Origin of the sequence: Nocardia sp. NPDC058519, from assembly GCF_042719755.1 — a bacterium.
Classification (GTDB): domain Bacteria; phylum Actinomycetota; class Actinomycetes; order Mycobacteriales; family Mycobacteriaceae; genus Nocardia.
This window is the reverse complement of record NZ_JBHXNK010000019.1, coordinates 1-26385: the sequence shown is the minus strand read 5'-3', so window position 1 is coordinate 26385 and position 26385 is coordinate 1. Positions and strand designations below refer to the sequence as shown.

Below are 26385 nucleotides of genomic sequence, written 5' to 3'. Positions count from 1 at the left end.
GGTACCGGGAGTTCGGTGCCGCCCTGCTTCGTTAGTGTTTGTGACGACGACCCGTATTCGTATGGCCGTAGCAATCGGTGAGAAGAGAAGGCAGGTATCCGTGACAATCAACCAGGCAGGGGTCATGACAGCCACTACTGCTGGTCTCAACCTCAGTGATTCGGTGTACGAGCGTCTGCTGCGCGAGCGGATCATCTTCCTGGGCAGCCAGGTGGACGACGACATCGCGAACAAGATCTGCGCGCAGATCCTGCTGCTCTCGGCCGAGGATTCGACCAGGGACATCGCTCTCTACATCAATTCCCCCGGTGGCTCGGTCACCGCGGGCATGGCGATCTACGACACCATGCAGTTCGCCGAGTGCGACATCGCCACCTACGGCATGGGCCTGGCGGCATCGATGGGGCAGTTCCTGCTCACCGCCGGCACCAAGGGCAAGCGCTTCGCGCTGCCGCACACCCGGATCATGATGCACCAGCCGTCGGCGGGCATCGGTGGTTCGGCGGCCGATATCGCGATCATGGCCGAGCAGTTCGCCCACACCAAGCGTGAGCTCAACGAACTGCAGTCGCTGCACACCGGCAAGTCGGTGGAGCAGGTGACCGAGGATGCGGACCGCGACCGCTGGTTCACGGCGAAGGAAGCCCTGGAATACGGCTTCATCGACCACGTGGTCGCGCACGCGAACCAGGCGAAGTAACGCCGCCGTCCCCCCTCACTCGAGACAAGCTTGGAGATAAAGATGGCCAACCTCTTCGACCCGCGCGCCGGCCATGGCGGCTCCGCTGCGGGCCTCCCGCAGTCGCGCTACATCCTGCCGCAGTTCACCGAGCAGACTTCGTTCGGCGTCAAGACCTCCGACCCGTACAACAAGCTGTTCGAGGAGCGCATCATCTTCCTGGGCAACCAGGTCGACGACGTCTCGGCGAACGACATCATGGCGCAGCTGCTGGTGCTGGAGTCCCAGGACCCCGACCGCGACATCACCATGTACATCAACTCGCCCGGTGGCTCGTTCACCGCGCTGATGGCGATCTACGACACCATGCAGTACGTGCGCCCCGACGTGGTCACGGTCTGCCTGGGTCAGGCCGCCTCGGCCGCCGCGGTGCTGCTGGCCGCCGGTGCTCCCGGTAAGCGTGCCGCACTGCCCAACGCGCGCATCCTGATCCACCAGCCGTCCTCCGGCGGTGTGCAGGGTCAGGTGTCCGACCTCGAGATCGCCGCGGCCGAGATCGAGCGGATGCGTCGCCTGATGGAAGTCACCATCTCGCGCCACACCGGTAAGCCCGAGGAGCAGGTCCGCAAGGACACCGACCGCGACAAGATCCTGACCGCCGACGAAGCCAAGGACTACGGCATCATCGATCAGGTCTTCGACTACCGCAAGCTCAGCGGACAGAAGTGACACGCCCGGGCCCGCTGTCCTGATCTGGGCGGCGGGCCCGGTTTTTTCACCGGGCTTGGCCCACAATGGTGAGAACCCGCACAACCCTTCACATCGAACATGCGCGAGTTGTCGACCTGTCTCGCGCACAACAGGTACGGTCGACTCAGGGACCATTGCTCTGATTGACGGCACCGAGACGTATTTCCGGCCCAATCGGGGGACGACGGTCGCACTCGGACAAGGAAGTAGGGACCTACGAGATGGCGCGCATCGGAGACGGCGGCGATCTGCTGAAGTGCTCGTTCTGCGGAAAGAGCCAGAAGCAGGTCAAGAAGCTCATCGCGGGCCCCGGGGTGTATATCTGCGACGAGTGCATCGACCTGTGCAACGAGATCATCGAAGAAGAGCTGGCCGAGTCGAGCGAAGTGAAGCTCGACGAGTTGCCCAAGCCTTCGGAGATCCGGGATTTCCTGGAGAACTACGTGATCGGCCAGGACACCGCCAAGCGGACCCTCGCCGTCGCGGTCTACAACCACTACAAGCGCATCCAGGCGGGCGACAAGGGTCGCGACAGTCGCGGTGAGACCGTGGAGCTGGCCAAGTCGAACATCTTGATGCTCGGCCCCACCGGCTGCGGTAAGACCTACCTCGCGCAGACCCTGGCCAAGATGCTGAACGTGCCGTTCGCCATCGCCGACGCCACTGCGCTCACCGAGGCGGGCTATGTCGGCGAGGATGTCGAGAACATCCTGCTGAAGCTGATCCAGGCCGCCGACTACGACGTCAAGCGCGCCGAGACCGGCATCATCTACATCGACGAGGTCGACAAGATCGCCCGCAAGAGCGAGAACCCGTCGATCACCCGCGATGTGTCGGGCGAGGGTGTGCAGCAGGCGCTGCTGAAGATCCTGGAGGGCACCCAGGCGAGTGTGCCGCCGCAGGGCGGTCGCAAGCACCCGCACCAGGAGTTCATCCAGATCGACACCACCAACGTGCTGTTCATCGTGGCGGGTGCCTTCGCGGGCCTGGAGAAGATCATCTCCGACCGCACCGGTCACCGCGGTATCGGCTTCGGCGCCGAGGTGCGCTCCAAGGCCGAGGTCGACACCGATGACCACTTCGCCGACGTGATGCCAGAGGATCTGATCAAGTTCGGTCTGATCCCCGAGTTCATCGGCCGCCTGCCTGTCGTCGCCTCGGTGACGAACCTGGACAAGGAATCGCTGGTCACAATCCTCTCCGAGCCGAAGAACGCACTGGTCAAGCAGTACGTTCGGCTGTTCGAGATGGACGGCGTCGATCTCGAGTTCACCACCGACGCCCTCGAGGCGATCGCCGATCAGGCCATCCTGCGTGGCACCGGCGCTCGTGGCCTGCGCGCCATCATGGAAGAGGTCCTGCTGCCGGTGATGTACGACATCCCCGGCCGCGACGACGTCGCCAAGGTGGTCGTGAACGCCGACACCGTCATCGACAACGTCCTCCCGACGATCGTGCCGCGGAAGGCGCAGCGTCCGGAGCGTCGCGAGAAGTCGGCGTAACAAACCAACAGCGAAGGGCCCCTTCGGATCTGATCCGGAGGGGCCCTTCGCTGTGTGTCGGTGGGCGCTAGTTGAGGGCCGGGTTCCCCAGGCTCGGCGCGGCCAGGAGATCGTCGCCGTCGTCTGCCGGGATCTCCGCGCTGGCACGGACGATCGCGGTGCTGTAGCGGGCGCTGGCGGCATTGTGGATGAGCAGTGCGACACCGATCATCACCGGGGCCACCGCGTGCACAGCGGCGTCGTACCAGTGCTGCGCGCTCAGGTGCGGATAGGTGTTGAGGGCGATGGTCAGCGTGAGCAGGAACAGCTCGGCCACCAGAACCTGGTTGCGGTTGCCCATCACGCCCCACTCGGCCACCCGCGTGGTGCCGATCATGATGATGATCAGGCACACGCTGATCATCGCCTCCAGGCCGAAGCTGGCCCAGTAGAGCGGATCGCTGGGTCCGCCCGGGGCGATGTTGTGCTGGACGTTCACCGCCGACCACAGCATGCCCGTGATCACCACGCCGGCCAGCGCCCGCAACGACCAGGTGCGGTGCTGATAGAGCGAGGCGAGGCGGGCGCGCGGGTTGGACTCGCGACGTTGCGCGGCGATGGCCTTGCGGGCCAGCATCAGGTCCGACATCTCGGCCCGCTCGAGCTCCGCGGTGGTGTCACGCAGGCGGTCGGCGTGTGAGGAGGCGGCTTTGATGTGCTTCCAGCGCTGGTCGCGCTCGTAGGTGCGGATTTTTTCGGCGAGTTCGCGCTCGGCGCGCAACTCGTCTTCGGACAGCGCGTCGGTCAGTGCCGGATCGGACTGATAGGCGATGCGGCGCCTGGCCCGTTCCACCCGCACGGGCAGAGCGGTGACCTCGTGATCGAGCGGGTGTTCCTCGCGCATCGCAACTCCAGGTAGCAAAAGGGTTCGCCGGGTCGCGTCATTGTTGCGCATCGAGCGGGGGTACCACACCCGCGGGCCCGAATTACCCGACCCGCGGGCGCTGAAAATGTCTGGCGCACAACTGTGTAGCTGTCGATGGAGCAGAACGGGAGACGGTGACGACCGTTGGTGAATCGGTCGCGCCCGGGGCCGAGGAGCTTCGTTGATCCTCCGTGGTTCGCCGTTGAACCTTGATCCCGAAAAGTGCTTCTGATGATGTGTCGTCGCAGGTCATCAGGGTGTTACTCAGGACGGATCAGCCCCGTCCTTTCGTCCGTTTGGTCCGTCTTGCTCGGCCTTCACCAGATACGACGGACTCGGCACGCAAAACTCATCGGCGTATCCTCGCGGTGTGTCGGACTGGTGCTGCCGATTTCGTGCTGTTTACTCGGTCCGTCAATCAGATGTTCGAGTGACGAGTGGAAGCGGAGGAGACATGGCACTGCCTACGATGACCGCCGAACAGCGCACCGAGGCGTTGGCCAAAGCGGCTGCCGTGCGCAAGGCGCGCTCGGAACTGATCGGCAAGGTGAAGGAGGGCAAGGTCACCGTCGCCGATCTGCTCAAGAAAGCCGACAGCGATGACCTGGTGAAAAAGACCAAGGTCGCTGCCGTGATCAAGGCACTGCCGGGCGTTGGTCCGGTCAAAGCTGCCAAGCTGATGGATCAGGCCGAGATTCCCGAGGATCGCCGCATCGGCGGCCTCGGTGCTCGCCAGCGCGCGGCACTGCTCGACGCCCTCGAGGCCTGAGCCGATTCGCGATCCGACGCCCGTGGAGCTGGATGCACGGGCGTCGGGATGGTCTGTGAGTACCAAGTAGGTGATTTACACGCAGTAGGTCAGCAGGAAGTCGTTGATCCGCAGGCGCCATCCCGGTTGCAATTCGATCGGGAGGGTGCCGACGCGAGACCAGCGTTCGCTGTCGGGGGCGGCGAAGAAGGTTCCCGAGGTCGCGGGGGCCTCGCGGACGAACACCTTGCCACGGTCGGGGGCGACGAAGGCATGGACCCGCGAGACGAGCCGATCGCGCTCGATCAGTATCGGCGTCGCCGCGGAAGCGCGTACCGATTCTTCCCCCGAGGGGTTGCGGCCGAGGACGTAAGGCCGGTCCAGTGGGTAGCTGAGCCCGTCTTCGGTGACCAGCGCGCCGCGCGAACCGCTATGGGGCGCTGTGCCTTTGCTCAACGCGACCGGTTCACCGCGGTTGGCGGCATCGAGTGCTTGTGACCACGCGCGGGGCGTGTTGGCGGCGGGGGAGTTGCGCGGGCCCGTGCTCACGGTGACGCCGTCCGCGGTGCTCGGCCGTTCGCCCGTGCTCACCGTTTCACTCTCGTGTCGGCCCGCGTCGGGCGCAAAACCCGAGGTCGCGGGTTGGTCGGCCGTCGGTGCCGGGAATCCCGCGGTGGCCGGGAGCGCGTCGCTGGTGTCGGTGGGCCGCGAGGTCGGGGGGCGCAGGGCTTGGAAGCCGGTGGCCTCGGTCGGTGCGGGTTCGTCGATGGATTCGACCCGCCGGGGCGGCGGATTGCGGCGTCGGCCCAGGTTGAGAACGAAACCGTTGCCGGTGACGATGCCCGCGCGCAGGTCGGTGCGCGGATTGGCGCTGGTGGGATCGGCCATCTCGGCGCCGACCGCGATCCGGCGGACCGGTTCGCGGATGATCTCGTCGACCCAGGTGAAGGCCCGGTCGCCGGCGAGGCGGCGGTTGCCCTCCGCGCCGGAGATCTCGGCGATCACCGCGCCGCGCAACAGGATCAGCATCCCGTCGGCGGTCGGGGCGAGCACACCGAAAGGCGGTGGGGCAGAAGCTCCGCCGAACACCACGCCTGCCAGCCGCTGCGCCAATGCCGCACCGGGTGCGCTCGCTGCCGTGTTGTTGGCGACGGTTTCCACCGCTCCGAGTAACCGGTCGGTCGACGGGGTCTCCCCGGCCAGATAGACGACGACATCGCCGAATCTGGCGACGATCCCGGTCCCCGGCACGATTGCCACGGTGGACGAATGCGCGTGCATCAACGCCTCCTTGTCGGACTGGCCTTCACCGCGGCCTCGGCCGACCCGCTGTGCGGCAGACCGCGACCGAGGTCTCCGCCGTCAGCATAGATGGCCCGGCGCTCGGGGATAAGGTCCGTAGGTGAACTCCGAACACCGTTCGTACCAAACAGTGTTCGTCGGCCGCGTAGGATCGGCGCATGAACGCCGCACCCGTCAGTCGCCGGGCCCGACCGGCGAAAGTCCCCTTGAGCCGGGACCTCGTCATCGAAACCGGCTTGCGCATCCTCGATACCGACGGCTCGGCCGCGCTCACCATGCGCCGGGTCGCGAAGGAACTCGACACCGGCGCAGCGTCGCTGTACGTCTATGTCGCCCATCGCGACGACCTGCTGATCGGGATGCTCGATCACGTGCTGTCCCAGGTCCCGGTCCCCACCGAGGGTGACTGGCGTACGCGGGTGACCCAGCTGGTCGAGACCTCGATCGATGCCCTCGGCCGCCACGACGGTCTCGCGCTCGTCGCCTTCGGCCGGTTCCCGACCACCGAACACGCCCTCGGCCTGATCGAGCAGTTGCTGAGCCTGCTGCGCGAAGGTGGCCTCGACCCCGCGACCGCCACCTGGGCCGTTGACCTGATCTACCTCCACATCGCCGCCGAGGCCGCCGAGAATTCCGGCGCCGGGGGCTCGGCGTACCGCGCAGACCTCTCCCGGCGCCTGGCCGACCTGCCCACCCGCGTCCCGACGATGATCGCGTGGCAGACGCACCTGCGCGACGGCGACGGTGACGCCCGCGCCCGCTGGGCCCTGCGCGCGCTGCTCAACGGAATCGTCGCCACCCCGGTGGGTGCGCGATGAGCGGCAGCGGTATCGCGGGGGAGACCGGCGTGGATTCCGCGAAGCGGCCTGCCCGGCGCCCGGTGGTCGGTGGACCTGTCCGCCTCGCGCGTGAGGCGGAGATCGCGGCGCTGCAGGAGATCGAGCGGCGGGCGGGCGCACCGTTCGCCGAGGTGGGGATGACCGCCGTCGCCGACGATGAGCCCCCACCGTGGGAAGTGTTGCGCGCCTTCATCGTCGAGGGTCGCGCGTGGGTGTGGCCCGACGACAGCGATCACCCGATCGGCTACCTGGTTCTCGGCATTGTCGACGAGCAGCCCCACGTCGACCAGGTCTCCGTCGACCCGGCCTACGCGGGCGCGCGGATCGGCAAGCGGCTGATCGATCACGCGGTGCGCTGGGCGAAGGCCGTTGGCCTGCACGAGATCACGCTCACCACGTTCACCCAGGTCCCGTGGAACGGCCCGTACTACGAACGCCTCGGCTTCACCTACATTCCCGCGGCAGACGAACCGCCGGGCCTGCGCGCGATCCGTGCCACCGAACTGGCCCACGGCCTCGACGCGTGGCCACGCGCGTCCATGCGCGCTGAACTCGCGAATTGGCGATTCGACTGACCGGCTGTGGTGATCGTGGCGGGGAGGGTCCGCGCCATCCGGACGGACTGACCCGGGTGTGCCTCACCGCGGCCGTTACCGGTTGGCGCGGGCCGAGCGGGCCTCGATGAGTACCCGCCCGGCAGCTCCGGTGTCAACGGCTGGTGGCGCGCCGCCAGATCGGCGGTGGGCTCAGCTGGTGATCGCGGCGTGTCTGGCGAAGGCGGCTTCGGCGGCCGGGGTGGCGGCTTCGCGGTCGGCGTCGACCAGGCCGATGCGGGTGCGGCGGTCGAGGAGGTCGTCGATGGTGAGAGCGGCCTCGTGGGTGATGGCGAAGTCGAATTCGGCTGCGGTGACGTCGATTCCGGGGGCGACCGGTTCCGCCAGGGCGGGGTCGGCGAGCCACGCGGAGACGATCTGGCTCGCTTCGCTGCCGTAGCGCTCGATGAGGACCGGCGGCGCGTCGATGCGGTCGCGGGCGGCACCGGCGACCGCACCGACGAGGGGAAGGTGGGTGGTGCGGCAAGGCGAGGCCTGCAGCGCTGACCGATCGACTGCCGCGTCGACGGCGTCCTGGGCCATCTGGCGGTAGGTGGTGAGCTTGCCGCCGACGACGGTGATCAGGCCGTCGGGGGCGGTGAGGACCGCGTGTTCGCGGGAGATGTCGGCGGTGCTGTCGTCGGCGGTTTTGAGCAGTGGGCGCAGGCCGGCGAACTTGCCGCGGATGTCGGCGCGGGTCAGCGGTTCGCGCAGGGCGGTGTTGATGGTGTCGAGCAGGAAGTCGATCTCGACCTCGGTGGGCTGGGGCACATCGGGGATCGGTCCGGGTGCGTCCTCGTCGGTGAGTCCGAGGTAGACGCGCCCGTGCGCGGCGGGCAGCGCGAAGACGAACCGGCTGATGCTGCCCGGCACCGGCACCGTGAGCGCGGCGCTGAGCCCACCGAAGGCCGCGGCGTCGAAGACGAGATGGGTGCCGCGGCTGGGCCGCAACTCGATGCTGTGGTCGACCTCGCCCGCCCACACACCGGTCGCGTTCACGACCGCGCGCGCTCGGATCGCCAAGGTATCGCCGGTGAGAGTGTCGCGCAGCTGGACCGAATCACCGGTTGCCGCAACGGCTTCCATCCGGGTGAGCACCGTCGCGCCGGTCGCGGCCGCCGTGCGAGCCAGTGCGACGACCAAACGCGCGTCGTCGACGAGCTGACCGTCCCAAGCCTGCAGCCCACCGCGCAGCCCGTCCCGTCGCACGGTCGGCGCCAAGCGCAGAGCCTCGGCGGCGGCCACCCGGCGCGAGCGCGGCAATGTGTCGACGGAGGTACGCGCCGCGATCCGCAGCGCGTCACCGGCGGCGAAACCCGCACGGATGAGCGAACTCTGGCCCAGCTTGATGCCGGGCAGCAAGGGAACGAGCTGGGGGAGCGGGCGCACCAGATGCGGTGCGGTGGTGCGCAACAGGATCCCGCGTTCGACCGCGCTCTCGTGCGCGATCCCGACCCGTCCGCTCGCCAGATACCGCAGACCACCGTGCACCAGCTTCGAACTCCAGCGGCTGGTGCCGAACGCGAAGTCGTTGCGCTCCACCAGGATTGTGCGCAGTCCGCGCGCGGCGGCGTCGAGGGCGACGCCGGCTCCGGTCACACCGCCGCCGATCACCACCAGGTCGACCTCGGGATTGTCGCCGAGCGCAATGAGGTCGGCGGTACGTCGCGCCGCGTTCAGGGTGGCACCGGAAGAGCGGGAGTCAGGAGTCATCACAGTCCTTATCGGGTAGCGGGAGCAGATAACCCTCGACAGCCCTGGACAATTCGGCATCGAACTCCGCGCCTGCCAGCAATGACTCCACCGTGCCCGCCGACTGCACCGCCGACTGGGTGATGAGCAGCAACATGGTGGCCATGTGCTCGGCATTTCCCGCCCGGATCGACCCGTCCTCGTGGCCGAGCCCGATCACATTCGCGAACAGCGCGATCAGCGTGCGCTGATTGCGGCCCAGCCTGCCGAACACATAGGTGAGCATCAGGTCGGTGTCGGTGCGGAAGATCTTGGCGAACACGGCGTTCGACCTGATCGCCGCCGCACCCGCCACGATGCCGTGGACCAGCCGATCCCGGCCGAGACCGGTGTCGGGGACGTTCTCGGCGACGATCGTGCGCAGTTCACGGACCAGCAGCTCGGCGATCAGCGACCCGGTGTCGGGCCAGCGGCGATAGACCGTCGGCCTGCTCACACCCGCCCGCCGCGCCACCTCGGTGAGCGTGGTTCGGCGAACCCCGAAATCGACGACGCAGGCCCGTGTGGCATCGAGAATCGCCACGTCGGTGGGCGAAAGCTGGTCAGCGTGGGTCGCGAGGTCGATCATCGTGCTTCACCGCCGGTGTGTTCGGCGGCGCCGGGGTACGGCGCCGGGGGTCGGGCTGGAACCGCCCAAGGGTATCGAGCGGACCAGCGGGGTTGCGGTCGCGAATGTTCGGTAGTGACATCCGACAGCTGTATGGATGCCGACTCTGGGACATGTCGTTGGTTACTGCTTGACACTATATGTCATTATGTAACGCATGGTCGAGACGCAACGCGAACAATCGGGGTCTGCCACCGTGGCACCGAACATGGTGTGGGACGCCTGGGGCGTCGCCGCCGGTCACCAGCCGCTGTCAGCCCAGATCCGTGGCCTGCTCGCGCAGGTGTTCGGGATCTCGGGTGAGCCGGTCGCGCGCCGTGACGAGAACGACGTGCCGCTGATCCCCACCACGCTCACCGCCGCCGATAGGTCCGGTCTGGCCGGGATCGTCGGTGACGAACATCTCACCACCGCCGACATCGACCGGCTCCGGCACGCGGGCGGCAAGAGCACCCCCGACCTGCTACGCCGTCGTGCGAGCACACCGCAGGACGCCCCCGACGCCGTCGTTTTCCCCGCCGATCACCCCCAGGTTCTCGCGCTGCTGAAGTACTGCGCCGAACACGGCATCGCCGTAGTCCCGTTCGGCGGCGGAACCAGCGTGGTCGGTGGCGTGGATCCGGTACGCGGGCAGTTCGGCACCGTGATCGCGCTCGATCTGCGCAGGCTCGACACGCTCACCGCGGTCGACCCGGCCAGCGGCACCGCCACCCTCGGCGCCGGGCTCACGGGGCCGCAGGCCGAGGAGTTGCTCGGTGCGCACGGGCTCTCGCTCGGGCACTTTCCGCAGAGTTTCGAATTCGCCAGCATCGGCGGTTTCGCCGCGACCAGGTCGTCGGGTCAGGCCTCGGCAGGCTACGGCCGGTTCGATGACATGGTCGAACGCCTGGTGATCGCGACCCCGCAGGGCACCCTCGACCTCGGTCGCGCCCCCGCGTCGGCGGCCGGACCTGACCTGCGCGAGTTGTTCGTCGGGTCCGAGGGCGCGCTCGGCATCATCACCTCGGTCACCTTGCGGGTGCATCCCGTGCCGGAAACCGTTGGCTACCAAGCCTGGTCGTTCCCTGACTTCGCCACCGGAGCCGCCGCGCTGCGCAGTGTGGTGCAGGCCGGTGCCGCGCCGACGGTGATGCGGTTGTCCGACGAGGCCGAAACGGGCCTGAACCTGGCCCGCTCCGCCGATGTCGGCGGCAACCCGGTCTCGGGCTGCCTCGCCATCACCACCTTCGAGGGCAGTAAGGCCCACGTCGCCGCCCGATCTGCCGAGGCGAGTGACCTGCTCGTCGCCGCGGGCGGCACCGCGCTCGGCGAGGCACCCGCGCAGCAGTGGGAGCACGGCCGGTTCGCCGCGCCCTACATGCGTGACGCGCTGCTCGATGTCGGCGTGCTGTGCGAGACCCTCGAAACCGCCACCAGCTGGGCCAACCTGGGCAATCTCAAGGTGAAGGTCACCGGCGCGCTGATGGACGCACTCGGCGCGCAGGGCACACCCGCGCTGGTCATGTGCCACATTTCGCACACCTACCCGACCGGGGCGTCGCTGTACTTCACCGTGGTCACCAAGCAGCTCGACGATCCGATCGCGCAGTGGCGCATCGCCAAATCCGCCGCGAGCGACGCGATGGTCGCCGCGGGCGGCACCATCACCCACCACCACGCCGTCGGCGCCGACCACCGTCCGTGGATGGGTGCCGAAATCGGTGACCTGGGGGTTCGGGTGTTGCGTGCGGTGAAGCGTGAACTCGACCCCACCGGAGTGCTCAACCCTGGGAAGCTGGTGCCGTGAAAGAACATTCGGTGCGGCGCGTGGTGGTTGTCACGAACCCGCATTCCGGGTCGGGCCGTGGCGACGGTGTCGCCGAGGCGGTATTGGCCGAACTCCTGGCGCGCGATGTCGAGGTGGTCGAGGTGCGGGCGCCGAGTGCGGACGAGTCGGTGACGCAGGTCAGGACGCTTGTCGCGGGCGAAGACCGGCCGGATGCGGTGATCTGCGTCGGTGGTGACGGGCTGATGAACGTGCTGCTTGCCGCTGTCGCGCACAGTGGGGTGCCGCTGGGACTGGTGCCCGCGGGCACCGGCAACGACCTGGCGCGCGAATTCGGCATACCCACCGGTGACCCGCTGGCCGCTGTCGGGATCGTGCTCGGCGGTCGAACCAGGACCATCGACCTGGGGCGGATCGAATCACCGGACGCCACACCCACCTGGTTCGCGACGGTGGTCGGCACCGGGTTCGATGCGCGAGTCACCATGCGCGCCAACAAGATGCGCTATCCACGCGGCCCCCTGCGCTACACCGCGGCCGCTGTTGCCGAGCTCATGCGGGGCTACACACTGCCGTTCCGGATCGAGATGTCGGGCCTCGCGCCCGGCGCACTGGACAATCCACCCGACTCACACGTGGTGATCCTGACCGACGCGGTGATGGCGCCGATCGGCAACACCCGCACCTACGGCGGCGGGATGCTGGTGTGTCCGGAAGCACGCGCCGACGACGGCTACCTCGACATCACGGTGGTCGGTGCGGTGTCGCGGCTGGAGATGGCGCGGCTGCTGCCCGCGTTGTCGGCGGGCAAACGGATCGACCATCCCGCGACGAAGCGCTACCGGGCGCGGCGGATCACGGTCAGCGCCGAGGGCGGGTACGCGACGGCCGATGGTGAGCCCGCGGGGATGTTGCCGGTGACGGTGCAGGCGATGCCGGGGGCGCTGAGCGTGCTGGTGCCGTGAGCGCCTCGATCAGGCCGCGTCGAAGGCGATGCGCGACACCGCGTGCAGCGTCGGACGGTCGATGATCACCACCGATGTCGATGACAGCGGATGCGGATCCGGGTTCGGCGCGTGGGTGGCGTCGCGGGCTCCGAGGGAGTCCATCATCGTTTCCCAGCGGCGGCAGTGCGCGGTGAAGGCGATGCTGTTGACGCGTCTGCCCCGGCTGATCTGACCGGATCTGGCCTGCTCCGCGGGCACGTCGATGAGCACCATGTGCAGTTCGCGGTGGCTTCGCGCGGCCCAGCGGGTGATCAGGCGCCTGCTCCAGCGGAAGGTCGCGCAGTCGTGGATGGCGACCGGTCCGTCGCACTCGCGCAGTGCGTCGCGGATCGCGCGGTAGTGCGCGAGGTGGACCAGCGGGCGCCACAGCGAGTACGGCGCCCAGCCGAGGCGGTGGCGCAGGCGATTGCGGGTGTGGTTCGAGTCGAGAACCAGGGCGCCGGACGCGGTGCGCACCGGATGTTCGGCATCGGGGCCCGCGCCGAAGAAGCGGTGTAGCGCGGTGGACTTTCCCGCGCCGGGCACACCGGCGAAGACCAGGACCGTGGTGCTCGGGTAGCGCAGTTCTTCGACCTCGCCGGCGCGTAGGTCCACCAAAGCGATCGGGGTGATGATCCTCGGAGCCGATGCGGGAACGGGGGACGAGGAATCGAGCGGAGGCGTCACCCTCCCCAGGGTCCGTTAATTCGGACAAAACGGCAATCGGGGGTTACCCGGATCTTCGGGCTGGAGGCTTGGGGCACAAGGGTTTCCGCGTGTCGTCGTGGCGCGTCACAGCCCTCGCCACCAGCGCGAGGCCGAAGCTGAGAATTCCATATGGATTCTGCTCGGCACGGTTGATCGCCGGTAGGATCACAGGTGTAGACGGAGTCTTCGGTGTCCCTCATCCACCGAAGATTCCGTCTTTTTTTGTGCTGGGGTAGGCGGGAAAAAGCTGGTTGCCGCCTCCCCTTAGGATTGGGACGTGACCAGCGCAGCCCCTGACAACTCGCGTAATCGTGCCGATGCCCTGCCCAAGAGCTGGAACCCCAGCGAGGTAGAGGCCGACCTGTACGAGGGCTGGGTAAACGCCGGGTACTTCGCCGCCGACGCGTCCTCGGACAAGCCGCCGTACTCGATCGTGCTGCCGCCGCCGAATGTCACCGGTACCCTGCACATGGGCCACGCGCTCGACCACACGATCATGGACCTGCTCACCCGCCGCAAGCGGATGCAGGGCTACGAGGTGCTGTGGCTGCCGGGCATGGACCACGCGGGTATCGCCACGCAGACGGTGGTGGAGAAGCAGCTCGCCGTCGACGGGAAGTCCAAGGAGGACTTCGGGCGCGAGCTGTTCATCGACAAGGTGTGGGACTGGAAGCGCGAGTCCGGCGGGCAGATCCAGGGGCAGATGCGTCGCCTCGGTGACGGCGTCGACTGGAGCCGCGACCGCTTCACCATGGACGACGGTCTCTCGCGCGCGGTGCAGACGATCTTCAAACGGCTCTACGACTCGGGCCTGATCTACCGCGCGGAGCGACTGGTGAACTGGTCGCCGGTGCTGCAGACCGGCATCTCCGACCTCGAGGTCGACCACAAGGAGGTCGACGGCGAGCTCGTGAGCATGCGATTCGGTTCGCTGAACGACGACGAGCCGCACGTCATCGTGGCCACCACCCGCGTGGAGACGATGCTCGGTGACACCGCGGTGGCGGTGCACCCCGACGACGAGCGCTACCAGGCTTTGATCGGCACCACGCTCTACCACCCGATCACCGGCCGTCAGATCCCGATCGTCGCCGACGACTACGTCGACCCCGAATTCGGTTCCGGCGCGGTGAAAATCACCCCGGCGCACGACCCCAACGACTTCGAGCTCGGCCTGCGCCACGGTCTGCCGATGCCGACGATCATGGACAAGACCGGCCGGATCGCCGACAGCGGCACCGAATTCGACGGCATGGACCGCTTCGAAGCCCGCGTCAAGATCCGCGAGCGGCTCGAGGCCGAAGGTCGCATCGCCGGGCGTAAGTTCCCCTACAAGCACCAGGTCGGCCACTCGGAGCGCTCCGGCGAGCCGGTCGAGCCGCGCCTGTCGATGCAGTGGTGGGTCAAGGTCGACACCCTGGCCAAAGCCGCCGGTGACGCCGTGCGCGAAGGCGATGTGAAGATCCACCCGGCCAGCCAGGAACCGCGCTGGTTCGACTGGGTCGACAACATGCACGACTGGTGCATCTCGCGTCAGCTGTGGTGGGGCCACCGCATCCCGATCTGGTACGGCCCCGAGGGCGAGATGGTGTGCCTGGGCCCCGGCGAGGAAGCGCCAGAGGGCTGGGTGCAGGACCCCGATGTGCTCGACACCTGGTTCTCCTCCGGCCTGTGGCCGTTCTCCACGATGGGCTGGCCCGACGCCACCCCCGAGCTGGCGAAGTTCTATCCCACCAGCGCGCTCGTCACCGGCTACGACATCATCTTCTTCTGGGTCGCCAGGATGATGATGTTCGGCATGTACGTCAGCGACGACCCGGTGCTCACCGCCGGGAAGGGCGGACGCAAGCAGGTGCCCTTCCAGGATGTGTTCCTGCACGGCCTGATCCGCGACCAGCACGGCAAGAAGATGTCGAAGTCGCGCGGCAACGGCATCGACCCGCTGGACTGGATCAACTCCTACGGCGCCGACGCGCTGCGCTTCACCCTGGCCCGCGGCGCCCAGCCCGGCGGGGATCTGTCGGTCGGCGACGCGCACGCGCTGGCCTCGCGCAGCTTCGTCACCAAGCTGTTCAACGCCACCAAGTTCGCGCTGATGAACGGCGCGCGCATCGGCGAGCTGCCCCCGCGCGAGACCCTCACCGACGCCGACCGCTGGATCATCGACCGGCTCGACGCCGTCCGCGCCGAGGTCGACACCGCCTTCGACGCCTACGAATTCGGCAAGGCCTGCGAGGCGCTCTACCACTTCGCGTGGGACGAGCTGTGCGACTGGTACCTGGAGCTCTCCAAGGTGCAGTTCGCCGAATCCGACGCGCGCGCCGAGAGCACCGCGGTGGTGCTCGGCAGTGTGCTCGACGCGGTGCTGCGCCTGCTGCACCCGGTGATCCCGTTCGTCACCGAGACCCTGTGGAAGGCGCTCACCGGCGGCGAATCGGTGGTGATCGCCCCGTGGCCGCAGGCCAGTGGCATCGCGACCGACGAAGTCGCGGCCCAGCGAGTGGCCGATACACAGCGGTTGATCACCGAGATCCGCCGGTTCCGCGGCGATCAGGGGCTGGCCGACAAGCAGAAGGTGAAGGCCACTCTCGTCGGGCTCGACGAGGCCGGGCTCGACGCGTTCGCCGACTCGGTGGCCAACCTGGCCCGCCTCACCGAACCGGGCGACGACTTCGCCACCACCGCCGAAGTGCAGGTCCGGCTGTCGGCTGCGACGGTCACCGTGCAGCTCGACACCTCCGGCGCGATCGACCTCGACGCCGAACGCCGCAGGCTGGAAAAGGATCTCGCGGCCGCGCAGAAAGACCTCGACACCACGACGGCCAAACTCGGCAACGAGGCCTTCCTGGCCAAGGCGCCGCAGCCGGTCGTCGACAAGATCACTGCTCGTCGGGATGTGGCCACGGCCGAAGTCACGCGCATCGGCGCCCGCCTGGCGGAGCTGAGCGCCAAGTGAGCGACATGGGCCCCGGTGACTCCGACGACGCCGATTTCGGCGGCAGCGACTACAGCGCGGCCCAGCTCAACACCGGGCCGTCACCGGTCGACCTCGCCGAAATGGCCCTGGTAGAGGCCGAACTCGACAAGCGCTGGCCCGAAACCAAGATCGAGCCGTCGCTCACCAGGATCGCCACCCTGATGGATCTGCTGGGTAACCCGCAGAACAACTATCCGGCCATCCACATCGCGGGCACCAACGGCAAGACCTCGGTGACCAGGATGATCGACGCGCTGCTCACCGCGCTGCACCGGCGCACCGGCCGGATCACCAGCCCGCACCTGCAGCTGGCGACCGAGCGGATCAGCATCGACAACACGCCGATCTCGCCCGCCGACTACGTGGCGACCTATCACGAACTCGCGCCGTATGTCGGCATGATCGACCAGCGCTCCGCCGAATCCGGCGGCCCGGCGATGAGCAAGTTCGAGGTGCTCACCGGCATGGCCTACGCCGCGTTCGCCGAGGCTCCGGTCGACGTGGCCGTCGTGGAAACCGGCATGGGCGGCACCTGGGACGCCACCAATGTGATCCACGCGCAGGTCGCGGTGATCACCCCGATCGGCCTCGACCACACCGAATACCTCGGTCCCGACCTCGAGTCGATCGCCAAGGAGAAGGCCGGGATCATCAAGCGCGCCCCCGAGGCGCTGATCCCGACCGACACCGTCGCGGTGATCGCCGAGCAGGAGCCCGAGGTGATGGACGTGCTGCTGCGCCGAGCCGTGGCCGAGGACGCCGCGGTGGCCCGCGAGGGCGCGGAGTTCCGGCTGCTGGAACGGGCCGTGGCCGTCGGCGGACAGCTACTGACCCTGCAGGGACTCGGCGGCGTCTACGACGAGATCTTCCTGCCGCTGCACGGTGAGCACCAGGCCCGCAACGCGGCGCTGGCGCTGGCCGCCGTGGAGGCGTTCTTCGGCGCAGGCGCCGATCGCCAGCTCGACATCGAGGCCGTGCGCAGCGGTTTCGCGACAGTGGCCAGCCCTGGACGGATGGAACGGATGCGCAACGCGCCGACCATCTTCGTCGACGCCGCCCACAACCCGGCGGGAGCGCAGGCACTGGCCGCGACGCTCACCGGCGAGTTCGACTTCCGCAAGCTGGTCGGGGTGGTCGCGGTGCTCGCAGACAAGGACGCGGCCGGGATTCTCGACGCGCTCGAGCCGGTCTTCGACGAAATCGTCGTCACCAGCAACGGTTCACCGCGGGCCATGGATGTGGACACACTGGCCGACCTGGCCGTACAGCGCTTCGGCGATGAACGAGTGATCACCGCCGACACCCTGCCCGACGCGCTGGAGTCGGCGATCGCGCTGGCCGAGCAGGCGGGCGACGAGGGTGACGTGATCTCCGGCGCCGGCGTGATCGTCACCGGGTCGGTCGTCACCGCGGGTGCGGCGCGCGCCCTGTTCGGAAAGGCTCCGGCATGAGTACTGTGCCTCCTCCCGCCAACGATCCGTGGAAGGGTCTGCGCGGGGTCATGGCGGGGACCCTGGTCCTCGAGGCGATCGTGGTCCTGCTGGCGCTGCCGGTGGTCGCCGATGTCGGCGGCGGTGTCACCTGGATCTCCGGGACCTACCTCGTGGTGCTCTCGCTGCTGATGATCCTGGGCGCGGGTGTGCAGCGTAAGCCGTGGGCGATCCCGTTCAACCTGGGTCTGCAGGTGTTGCTGCTCGCAGGCACGTTCATCCACCTGTCGATCGGCGTGATCGCGGTGGTGTTCATCGCGGTATGGGCGTTCATCCTGATCTTGCGCTCGGACGTTCAGCGACGAATGGACGCAGGCCTACTCCCCAGCCAGCGAATGCATACGAAGTCCTGACGGTTGCCGGGTACGCAGGCCTACTCCCCAGCCAGCGAATGCATACGAAGTCCTGACCGGCTCGAGGGCCCGATCGGCGTGCTGACACGGCCGACGCTAGGGTTACCCCGTGACTGAGCAGACGTTGGTACTCATCAAGCCGGACGGTGTCTCCCGGGGCCTCACCGGCGAGATCCTCGCGCGCATCGAGCGCAAGGGCCTCACCTTCCAGGCGCTGGAGCTGAAGAACGTGTCCGTGGAACTCGCGGCCGAGCACTACGCCGAACACGCCGAGCGGCCCTTCTTCGGCTCGCTCATCGAATTCATCACCTCCGGCCCGGTCGTCGCGGCCGTGCTCGAAGGCCCGCGCGCGATCGCGGCGTTCCGTCAGCTCGCCGGTGGCACCGACCCGGTGGAGAAGGCCGTGCCCGGCACCATCCGCGGCGACTTCGGCCTGGAGACCCAGTACAACCTGGTCCACGGATCCGACTCGCCCGAGTCCGCCAAGCGCGAGATCGCCCTCTGGTTCCCCGAATTTCCCGCCTGACCCGCCTCGGTCTCCTAGCGCGGTCGAGGTAGTTGGACACCCGGTCAGGCGGTATCGAACTCCGCCCGGCCGGGTCGCCTTCGCTCGCAAGATGCGCCGGGTGAAACGACCGTCGTGAGCGGGGCGGAGTTCGCGTGAGTTGCGCCGATGGCGATCCCCGCGCGAACCGTATGGGATACTGACTACGGATGTGTTCGACGCCGACCTGTCGCGCAGGTACGTGACGCGGCGGCGGACATGACCGGATGACACCGCGGTTGATGCCGATCATCGCTGCCACGGACGGCCCTGTTGCTGGGGTTGCCCGCGCAGGCACGCTGGATGAGCGCTCGAAAGCGCGGTGCCACGCCGTACAGCCAGGCGCCGTGTGACCGGTTGGCGCGCCAGACGATCGATCAAGGTGCGACCGGACACGCGGGGCGAGACCAGATGACCCTCGTACCATCGGGTACGAGGTGCACGGACGATGCCCCCGCGTCGGCCGCGTCACTCCCGTACCGGGGAAGGACGCGCCCGGGGGCCCGAGGAGACTTCGTGGCCGAAAAAGAGCCGCTGGACACAACACAACAGGATGCCGATCAATTGCCGGAGCGAATTCGAGTTCATGCACTGGCCAAACGGTTGGGAGTGACCAGCAAACGCATCCTGGCCAAACTGGCCGAATTGGGCGCCGAGGCGCGCAGCGTTCAATCCAATGTCGACCGCTCGGTCGCCGAAACGGTGCGCGACGCGATCGCCGCCGCTGACACCGAGCCTGGCGCCCCCGACGAATCCACAGCACCCGCACCTACGACGCGCGCGAAGAAACGCGCCGCGTCCACACCCGTCGCCGAGCAGCCGGCCGACACCTCAGCGGCGCCCGCGTCGCTGTTCTCCGCGCCCCACGTCGCGCGCACCGACGAGGTGTTCGCCGCGATGCGCGAGGACGCGCACACCGATCTGTTCACCCACCGGGTGTCCGAAACCCCCGTGCGGGCCGAACCGGTGACCTTCGAGGCGCCCGCCTCGGTGGGTATGCCGCTGTTCCTCCCGCCGGATGCCACCGCCGCCGAGGAGGCCCGCAAGCGCCGTCGCGCCGAGCGGACTCCCAAGCGGACCGAAGAGCCCGCCGCACCGCCCGTCGAGGAGCCCGTCGCGCCGAAGGCCGAGGAGCCCGAAGCCGAGGTCGAGGACGAGTCCGCCGATCAGTCCGGTGACCACGACGCCGACGGCCAGCCGCGCCGCCGTCGCCGTGGCCGCCGTGGCCGTGGTCGCGGTCGTGGCGAGCAGTCCGCCGACGGCGAGGACAACGAGTCCGACACCGAGGACGACGACACCGACGAGGCCGAGCAGCCGGCCGAGCAGGTCACCGACGAGGCCGAGCAGGCCGAGGACACCGAATCCGAGACCGATGACGAAGACGGATCCGCCGACGGCGCGAGCCGTCGCCGCCGTCGTCGTCGCCGTCGCAAGGTCGGCGGCGAGTCCGCCGACGCCGACGCGGCGACCGAGGACGATCCGCCGAACACCGTCGTGCACGAGCGCGAACCCCGCAACAAGAGCCGCGGCCGTTCCAGCTCGAGCAACTCCGACGAAGTGCAGGGCATTTCCGGCTCCACCCGCTTGGAAGCCAAGCGTCAGCGCCGCCGTGACGGCCGGGAAGCCGGGCGTCGCCGTCCGCCGATCCTGACCGAGTCGGAGTTCCTGGCCCGCCGCGAGGCGGTCGACCGGGTGATGGTCGTGCGCGAGAAGGCGTTCGACCCCGCCGAACACGCGCCAGGCCACCAGACCACCACCCAGGTGGCGGTCCTGGAGGACAACATCCTCGTCGAGCACTTCGTGACCAGTTCCGGTCAGGCGTCGATGGTGGGCAATGTCTACCTCGGCAAGGTGCAGAACGTGCTGCCCAGCATGGAGGCGGCGTTCATCGACATCGGCCGCGGCCGCAACGGCGTGCTCTACGCCGGTGAGGTGAACTGGGAGGCCGCCGGTCTCGGTGGCCGCGAGCGCAAGATCGAGCAGGCGCTCAAGCCCGGCGATCAGGTGCTGGTGCAGGTGTCCAAGGACCCGGTCGGTCACAAGGGCGCCCGCCTGACCACCCAGATCTCCCTCGCCGGTCGCTTCCTGGTGTACGTGCCCGGTGGCACCTCCACCGGGATCAGCCGCAAGCTGCCCGATACCGAGCGCAAGCGGCTCAAGGAGATCCTGCGCGAGATCGTCCCGTCCGACGCCGGGGTGATCATCCGGACGGCGTCCGAGGGTGTCAGCGAGCCCGAACTGGCTCGCGATGTCGAGCGGCTGCAGGCCGCCTGGCGCACCATCGAAGAGGCCGCCGCCAAGGAGACCAACGCACCGAAGGCGCTCTACGAAGAGCCCGACATGCTGGTCAAGGTCATCCGCGATCTGTTCAACGAGGACTTCGCCAAGCTGGTCATCGAAGGTGACCGCGCGTGGAGCACCGTCGAGACCTATGTCCGCACCGTGGCGCCCGACCTGCTGCCGCGGGTCAACCGGCACGAGAACAATGGTGTCGACGTGTTCGACGCGTTCCGGATCGACGAGCAGCTGGCCAAGGCTCTCGATCGCAAGGTGTGGCTGCCCTCGGGCGGCACCCTGGTGATCGACCGCACCGAGGCGATGACCGTCGTCGACGTCAACACCGGCAAGTTCACCGGCTCTGGCTCGTCGAACCTCGAAGAGACCGTCACCAAGAACAACCTGGAAGCGGCCGAGGAGATCGTGCGCCAGATGCGGCTGCGCGATATCGGCGGCATGATCGTCGTCGACTTCATCGACATGGTCCTCGAATCCAACCGTGACCTGGTGCTACGTCGTCTCACCGAGGCTCTCGGACGCGACCGCACCCGCCACCAGGTATCGGAGGTCACCTCGCTGGGCCTGGTCCAGATGACCCGCAAGAAGCTGGGCACCGGACTGGTCGAGGCGTTCTCCACCACCTGTGAGCACTGCCACGGTCGCGGCATCCTCGTGCACTCCTACCCGGTGGATTCCGGGTCCGGCGTCGAGGAGCCGCGGGCGAAGGAGGGCGGTTCGCGCCGTCGCCGCGGCAAGGACCGCGACAAGCCCGCCGCCGCCACCGCCGCGCCGGCGACCAACGGCACCGCGCCCGCCGCCGAACACACCGAGGAGGACATCGCGGTCAAGCGAGCCCACCCGGTGGTGCTCGCGATGGCAGGTCATCACGACGACGAGCACACCGACGAGCACACCGAAACCGTCGAGGAAGCGCCCGCCGAGCCGACCAGGTCGCGCTCACGGTCGCGGTCGCGCCGATCGGGTCGCGGTGCCGCTGCCGCGAACACCGAGCCGAGCACCGAGGGTCCGCTCACCGGGGTCATCTCCGGCGAGGCCGAGCCCGAGGCCGCCGAGGTCGAGGAGGAAGTGGTGAGCTCGGCGCCTGCCGATACCGCCGCTGTCGCCGAGACTCCGGTCGTCGAGACCGCGCAGCCCGAACCGGCCGCGGTCGTCGAGACGCCAGAGCCCGAGACGTCACAGCCCGAACCGGCTCCGGCCGCCGAGGAACCCGCACCGCGGGCACCTCGTAGGCGTCGCGTAGCCCGGTCGACGGCAGCGCCCGCACCGGACAGCGCGGGAGCCGTGTTCGTCCTGTCGGCGAACGAACAGCCGCCCGCAGCGGCTGTCGTGGACTTCGCCGCGGAGCCGGTGATCGTCCCGGAACGCAAGCCGCGCCGTCGCGCTGTGGGTCGTCCCGCGGGCGCTCCGGCTGCTGAATCGAAGTAACCCGACGCTTACGTGCGCGGATTCGTCCGCGCACGTAAGCCCTCGATTCGGGCCCTGACCGGCCGAATTGGGGGAGTGGATACCGCTCTGGTAACCTAGGTCGGTCGCTGCCCAGTGATTGAGCATCTGGCCGAACAGGCCGGGTGTATACCGCAGGCAGCAAACGTTCTTCCCCCGCTCTTGCGGGGATGAGCCCAGGAATACGCGTCGCAGCTGCGGCGTGGACATGTGCAGGACCAATGTGAGTGGAGGAAGCCGACCGATGGCAGCGTACGCAATCGTCAAGACCGGCGGAAAGCAGTACAAGGTCGCGGTCGGTGACCTGGTGAAGGTCGAGAAGATCGAGGGTCCCGTCGGCACCGCCGTGGCGCTGACCCCGGTTCTCGTCGTCGACGGCGCCGATCTGACCACCGACGCCGACAAGCTGGCCAAGATCTCCGTGGCCGCTGAGGTCATCGACCAGACCAAGGGCCCGAAGATCCGGATCCACAAGTTCAAGAACAAGACCGGCTACCACAAGCGCCAGGGTCACCGTCAGCCGCTGACGGTCATCAAGGTCACCGGCATCAAGTAAGAATTTTCCCGAGGAGACGAAGCAATGGCACATAAGAAGGGCGCATCCAGCTCCCGGAACGGCCGCGATTCGAACGCACAGCGCCTCGGCGTGAAGCGCTTCGGCGGCCAGAAGGTCAGCGCGGGCGAGATCCTGGTCCGTCAGCGTGGAACCCACTTCCACCCGGGCGTGAACGTCGGCCGTGGTGGCGACGACACGCTGTTCGCCCTCGAGGCGGGCGCGGTCGAGTTCGGCACCAAGCGTGGCCGCAAGACCGTGAACATCGTTGTACCGGAGCCGGTCCAGGCCTGACCGCCTGGAGCTTTCGCTCCCCACGGACACCAGAGCGGGTCAGGGATTTCCTGACCCGCTCTGTCGTGTTCGTCCACCCTTACCGAAAACGACAAGTCAGAAGGAGGAGGATCAACCCATGTCCAAATTCATCGACCGCGTCGTGCTGCATGTTCGTGCCGGTAGAGGTGGACACGGTTGCGCCTCGGTGCATCGTGAGAAGTTCAAGCCGCTCGGCGGGCCCGACGGCGGCAACGGCGGCAGCGGTGGCGACGTGATCCTGGAGGTCGACGCCAACGTCCACACCCTGCTCGATTTCCACTTCCACCCCAACGCCAAGGCAGGCAACGGCAAGCCGGGCGAGGGCAGCAACCGGGAGGGCAAGAACGGCGCCGATCTGGTGCTGCAGGTCCCCGACGGCACGGTCGTCGTCGACGACGACGGCAAGGTGGTCTGCGACCTCGTCGGCGCGGGCAACCGATTCATCATCGCCCGTGGCGGCCGCGGTGGCCTCGGCAACGCCTCGCTGGCGTCGAAGGCCCGCAAGGCGCCCGGTTTCGCGCTGCTCGGTGAAGAGGGCGACGAGGTCGATGTCGTTCTCGAGCTGAAGTCGGTCGCCGATGTCGGACTGGTCGGGTTCCCGTCCGCGGGCAAGTCGTCGCTGGTCTCGGTGCTGTCCGCGGCAAAGCCGAAGATCGCCGACTACCCGTTCACCACGCTGGTTCCCAACCTCGGCGTCGTGCTGTCCGGTGACACGACCTTCACCATCGCCGACGTGCCCGGTCTGATCCCCGGCGCCAGCGAAGGCCGCGGCCTCGGCCTGGACTTCCTGCGCCACATCGAACGCTGCGCGGTGCTCGCTCACGTCGTCGACTGTGCGACCCTGGAACCCGGCCGCGACCCGGTCTCCGACGTCGACGCGCTCGAAGCCGAGCTCGCCGCCTACAAGCCCGCTTTGTCCGGTGACGCCAGCCTCGGTGATCTGGCCGACCGCCCGCGAGTGGTGATCCTCAACAAGACCGACGTGCCCGATGCGGCCGAGCTGGCCGAAATGGTGTCCGCCGAGTTCGCCGAACGTGGCTGGCCGGTGTTCGAGATCTCCGCCGTGAGCCGCGCGGGCCTGCGCCCGTTGACTTTCGCGCTGGCCGACATGGTTCGTCAGTATCGCGAGGATCACCCCAAGGCCGCGCCCAAGCGCACCATCATCCGTCCGATCGCGACCGACGAGACCGGTTTCAGCGTCATCGCCGACCCGGAGGAGGCGGGTGGTTTCATCGTGCGTGGCACTCGCCCCGAGCGCTGGATCCGCCAGACCGACTTCAACAACGACGAGGCCGTCGGCTATCTGGCCGACCGCTTGGCTCGCCTCGGTGTCGAAGCCGAGCTGGTCAAGCAGGGTGCGCAGCCGGGTTGCCCGGTCACCATCGCCGGTGTCACCTTCGAATGGGAGCCGATGATCTCGGCGGGTGTCGATATGCAGCCGACCGGCCGCGGTACCGACCTCCGGCTGGAGACCAACGACCGTATCGGTGCGGCCGAGCGCAAGCTCGCCTCGCAGGCACGGCGTGGTCTGCTCGACGAAAACGGTGAACGAAAAGAGTGAGAGTGGTCGCGTTCGGCGAAATTCGCTGTCGGACAAGACCATTGGATCGGCATACTGCGATGGGTTGACGAGGTAGCTCGGTAATCGTGGTGCAGGGAGTTGAACGATGCAGGTGGGTTCGGAGCTGAGTCAGGGCCGCGCGGCGATCGTGTCGGCGCGCACCGTCGTGGTGAAGATCGGTTCGTCGGCGTTGACCAGCCTCGAAGGCGGGCTCGACACCGGTCGACTCGATCTGCTGGCCGACGCGGTCGAAGCGCGGATGCGGGCGGGTTCGGATGTGGTGGTCGTGTCCTCGGGCGCGATCGGCGCGGGACTCGCGCCGCTCGGCCTGTCGAAGCGGCCCAAGGACCTGGCGACCAAGCAGGCCGCGGCCAGTGTCGGCCAGCTGGCCCTCGCCCACGCCTGGGGTACGTCGTTCGCCCGTTATAGCCGCACCGTCGGCCAGATCCTGCTCTCCGCCGATGATTTCGCGCGCCGCGAGCATCACCGCAACGCGCAGCGCACCCTCGACCGGTTGCGTTCGCTCGGCGCGATCGCGGTGGTGAACGAGAACGACACGGTCGCCACCGAGGAGATCCGCTTCGGCGACAACGACCGCCTCGCCGCCCTGGTCGCGCACCTGGTGGGCGCCGACGCCCTGATCCTGCTGTCGGATGTGGCCGGTCTCTACGACGGTGACCCGCGCAAGGGCGCCGCCAACTTCATCCCCGAGGTGCGCAGCAGCGCCGACCTCGACGGCGTCATCGCGGGCAGCGGTGGCGCGCTCGGCACCGGCGGCATGGCCTCCAAACTCTCCGCCGCCCGTCTTGCCGCCGACGCGGGCATTCCCGTGTTGCTGGCCTCGGCCGCCGACGCCTCGTCCGCGCTCACCGACGGCACGGTAGGTACCGCTTTCGCCGCCCGCCCGATCCGACTGTCCGGCCGCAAGTTCTGGGTCCGGCATGCCGCCGACCCCCGTGGCGCGGTGCTGCTCGACGCGGGTGCGGTCGACGCGGTGGCCCATCGCCACTCCCTGCTGGCCGCGGGCATCACCGGTATCCGCGGTCGCTTCTTCGGCGGCGACGTGGTCGACCTGGTCAGCCCCGACGACGAGGTCGTCGCACGCGGCGTCATCGAATACGACAGCACCGAACTCGTCACCATGCTCGGCCGCTCCACCACCGACCTCCCCGACACCATGCAACGCCCCGTCATCCACGCCGACGACCTCGTCAAGGTCTGATTCGCGGTTGCGTGGCGCGTCGGTCAGCTGACGGACCGGCGTCGACGGACTACCGCCGCCGTGGGACCACCCCTGGCTGAGCGGTGTCGGTAGGCGGTGCGGGCTGGGCGGGTTCCGGTGGGCCCTCGGTGCCGGGCACCGGTCCGGTGACACCGGGCTGTCCACCGGGGTCGGACATGTCCGGCATGCCCGGCAGCGGAAGTGGTTGTGGCGCTTGGCGACCGGGTGGAGCGGGGGAGGCCGGTAGTTCCGAGGACGGCGGATTCGAATCCTGCTGTGTCGGTACCTGGTTCGGCGGCGGGGGCGGGGGAGCCGGTGTCTCGCTGGGAGAATGCGTCGGCGGAGTAGTCGGCGCCTGGCTCTGCGGAGGAGGCGGTTCGGTCGACGGCGCGGGCGGTTCGGTAGGCGGCGCGGGCGGCTCGGTAGTCGGAGCGGGCGCTTCGGTGGGCGGCGCGGGCGGTTCGGTAGGCGGCGCGGGCGGCTCGGTAGTAGGA

Annotated in this window: 23 protein-coding genes and 1 pseudogene; 18 read left to right on the top strand and 6 right to left on the bottom strand. The window is 68.3% G+C overall.

The features are described 5' to 3' along the window. Positions 1 to 124: 124 nt before the first annotated feature. The 3 genes from ACFWPK_RS20910 (at position 125) to clpX (ending at position 2931) form a co-directional block, all read left to right on the top strand. Complete coding sequence (locus tag ACFWPK_RS20910; RefSeq protein WP_378918188.1) at positions 125 to 700, top strand: ATP-dependent Clp protease proteolytic subunit; 576 nt, start codon at positions 125 to 127, stop codon at positions 698 to 700. A 42-nt stretch (positions 701 to 742) separates the two neighbouring features. Further along, positions 743 to 1408, top strand: coding sequence for an ATP-dependent Clp protease proteolytic subunit (locus tag ACFWPK_RS20905; RefSeq protein ID WP_378918186.1), 666 nt, complete (start codon positions 743 to 745; stop codon positions 1406 to 1408). Between the two features lie 242 nt (positions 1409 to 1650). Then, the gene (gene clpX / locus ACFWPK_RS20900) at positions 1651 to 2931 is read left to right on the top strand and encodes an ATP-dependent Clp protease ATP-binding subunit ClpX (protein ID WP_378909324.1); all 1281 of its coding nucleotides are present in this window, start codon (positions 1651 to 1653) and stop codon (positions 2929 to 2931) included. 67 nt (positions 2932 to 2998) lie between these two features. Here clpX and ACFWPK_RS20895 read toward each other — a convergent pair whose 3' ends face one another. Continuing rightward, positions 2999 to 3814: a hypothetical protein gene (locus ACFWPK_RS20895; RefSeq protein WP_378918184.1), complete on the bottom strand. Its 816-nt coding sequence runs from the start codon at positions 3812 to 3814 to the stop codon at positions 2999 to 3001. Positions 3815 to 4289: 475 nt separating this feature from the next. Here ACFWPK_RS20895 and mihF point away from each other — a divergent pair, with 475 nt between their 5' ends. Further along, entirely contained in the window at positions 4290 to 4604 is a 315-nt protein-coding gene (gene mihF, locus ACFWPK_RS20890) for an integration host factor, actinobacterial type (RefSeq protein ID WP_019045768.1), read from the top strand. 75 nt (positions 4605 to 4679) lie between these two features. Here mihF and ACFWPK_RS20885 read toward each other — a convergent pair whose 3' ends face one another. Beyond that, positions 4680 to 5864, bottom strand: a complete 1185-nt coding sequence (locus ACFWPK_RS20885; RefSeq protein WP_378918182.1) for an FHA domain-containing protein — start codon at positions 5862 to 5864, stop codon at positions 4680 to 4682. A 179-nt stretch (positions 5865 to 6043) separates the two neighbouring features. On the opposite strand from ACFWPK_RS20885, the gene ACFWPK_RS20880 reads away from it, so the two are divergent. Then, positions 6044 to 6703, top strand: coding sequence for a TetR/AcrR family transcriptional regulator (locus tag ACFWPK_RS20880; protein WP_378918180.1), 660 nt, complete (start codon positions 6044 to 6046; stop codon positions 6701 to 6703). Beyond that, positions 6700 to 7299, top strand: coding sequence for a GNAT family N-acetyltransferase (locus ACFWPK_RS20875; protein WP_378918178.1), 600 nt, complete (start codon positions 6700 to 6702; stop codon positions 7297 to 7299). The genes ACFWPK_RS20880 and ACFWPK_RS20875 overlap by 4 nt, the downstream gene beginning before the upstream one ends. Positions 7300 to 7470: 171 nt before the next feature. On the opposite strand, the gene ACFWPK_RS20870 is transcribed toward ACFWPK_RS20875, so the two are convergent. After that, positions 7471 to 9030, bottom strand: a complete 1560-nt coding sequence (locus ACFWPK_RS20870; protein WP_378918177.1) for a glycerol-3-phosphate dehydrogenase/oxidase — start codon at positions 9028 to 9030, stop codon at positions 7471 to 7473. Then, positions 9020 to 9637, bottom strand: coding sequence for a TetR/AcrR family transcriptional regulator (locus tag ACFWPK_RS20865; protein WP_378918175.1), 618 nt, complete (start codon positions 9635 to 9637; stop codon positions 9020 to 9022). Before ACFWPK_RS20865 ends, ACFWPK_RS20870 begins: the two co-directional genes overlap by 11 nt. Positions 9638 to 9833: 196 nt before the next feature. Here ACFWPK_RS20865 and ACFWPK_RS20860 point away from each other — a divergent pair, with 196 nt between their 5' ends. Beyond that, entirely contained in the window at positions 9834 to 11462 is a 1629-nt protein-coding gene (locus ACFWPK_RS20860; RefSeq protein ID WP_378918173.1) for an FAD-binding oxidoreductase, read from the top strand. Beyond that, positions 11459 to 12406 (top strand): diacylglycerol kinase family protein, encoded by a 948-nt coding sequence (locus tag ACFWPK_RS20855; RefSeq protein WP_378918171.1) that lies wholly within the window; start codon positions 11459 to 11461, stop codon positions 12404 to 12406. Before ACFWPK_RS20860 ends, ACFWPK_RS20855 begins: the two co-directional genes overlap by 4 nt. A 9-nt stretch (positions 12407 to 12415) precedes the next feature. Here the strand turns inward: ACFWPK_RS20855 and ACFWPK_RS20850 are convergent, their stop codons facing one another. Continuing rightward, complete coding sequence (locus ACFWPK_RS20850) at positions 12416 to 13114, bottom strand: AAA family ATPase (RefSeq protein ID WP_378918169.1); 699 nt, start codon at positions 13112 to 13114, stop codon at positions 12416 to 12418. Between the two features lie 298 nt (positions 13115 to 13412). Between ACFWPK_RS20850 and ACFWPK_RS20845 the strand changes: the two genes are divergently transcribed. The 9 genes from ACFWPK_RS20845 (at position 13413) to proB (ending at position 25891) form a co-directional block, all read left to right on the top strand. Further along, a complete protein-coding gene (locus tag ACFWPK_RS20845; protein ID WP_378918167.1) occupies positions 13413 to 16091 on the top strand; it encodes a valine--tRNA ligase in 2679 nt (892 codons plus the stop codon). Positions 16092 to 16192: 101 nt separating this feature from the next. Continuing rightward, positions 16193 to 17563 carry a bifunctional folylpolyglutamate synthase/dihydrofolate synthase gene (locus ACFWPK_RS20840; protein ID WP_378918396.1) on the top strand — a complete coding sequence of 457 codons (1371 nt, stop codon included), beginning with the start codon at positions 16193 to 16195 and terminating at the stop codon, positions 17561 to 17563. After that, complete coding sequence (locus tag ACFWPK_RS20835) at positions 17560 to 17955, top strand: DUF4233 domain-containing protein (protein WP_378918165.1); 396 nt, start codon at positions 17560 to 17562, stop codon at positions 17953 to 17955. The genes ACFWPK_RS20840 and ACFWPK_RS20835 overlap by 4 nt, the downstream gene beginning before the upstream one ends. A gap of 109 nt (positions 17956 to 18064) precedes the next feature. Next, on the top strand, positions 18065 to 18481 hold the full coding sequence (ndk, locus tag ACFWPK_RS20830; protein WP_378918163.1) for a nucleoside-diphosphate kinase: 417 nt from the start codon (positions 18065 to 18067) through the stop codon (positions 18479 to 18481). 534 nt (positions 18482 to 19015) lie between these two features. Beyond that, positions 19016 to 22222 (top strand): translation initiation factor IF-2 N-terminal domain-containing protein, encoded by a 3207-nt coding sequence (locus ACFWPK_RS20825; RefSeq protein WP_378918161.1) that lies wholly within the window; start codon positions 19016 to 19018, stop codon positions 22220 to 22222. Positions 22223 to 22484: 262 nt separating this feature from the next. Continuing rightward, complete coding sequence (gene rplU, locus ACFWPK_RS20820) at positions 22485 to 22796, top strand: 50S ribosomal protein L21 (protein WP_056821499.1); 312 nt, start codon at positions 22485 to 22487, stop codon at positions 22794 to 22796. 24 nt (positions 22797 to 22820) lie between these two features. After that, a complete protein-coding gene (gene rpmA, locus ACFWPK_RS20815; RefSeq protein WP_056821498.1) occupies positions 22821 to 23087 on the top strand; it encodes a 50S ribosomal protein L27 in 267 nt (88 codons plus the stop codon). 118 nt (positions 23088 to 23205) lie between these two features. Next, the gene (gene obgE, locus ACFWPK_RS20810; RefSeq protein WP_062985264.1) at positions 23206 to 24669 is read left to right on the top strand and encodes a GTPase ObgE; all 1464 of its coding nucleotides are present in this window, start codon (positions 23206 to 23208) and stop codon (positions 24667 to 24669) included. A 106-nt stretch (positions 24670 to 24775) separates the two neighbouring features. Further along, entirely contained in the window at positions 24776 to 25891 is a 1116-nt protein-coding gene (gene proB / locus ACFWPK_RS20805; RefSeq protein ID WP_378918158.1) for a glutamate 5-kinase, read from the top strand. 49 nt (positions 25892 to 25940) lie between these two features. Here proB and ACFWPK_RS20800 read toward each other — a convergent pair whose 3' ends face one another. Next, positions 25941 to 26078: a hypothetical protein gene (locus tag ACFWPK_RS20800; protein WP_378918156.1), complete on the bottom strand. Its 138-nt coding sequence runs from the start codon at positions 26076 to 26078 to the stop codon at positions 25941 to 25943. Here ACFWPK_RS20800 and ACFWPK_RS20795 point away from each other — a divergent pair. Beyond that, positions 26077 to 26385, top strand: a pseudogene (locus tag ACFWPK_RS20795) (PE family protein); the annotation flags it as partial. The gene ACFWPK_RS20800 and the pseudogene ACFWPK_RS20795 sit on opposite strands and share 2 nt — an antisense overlap.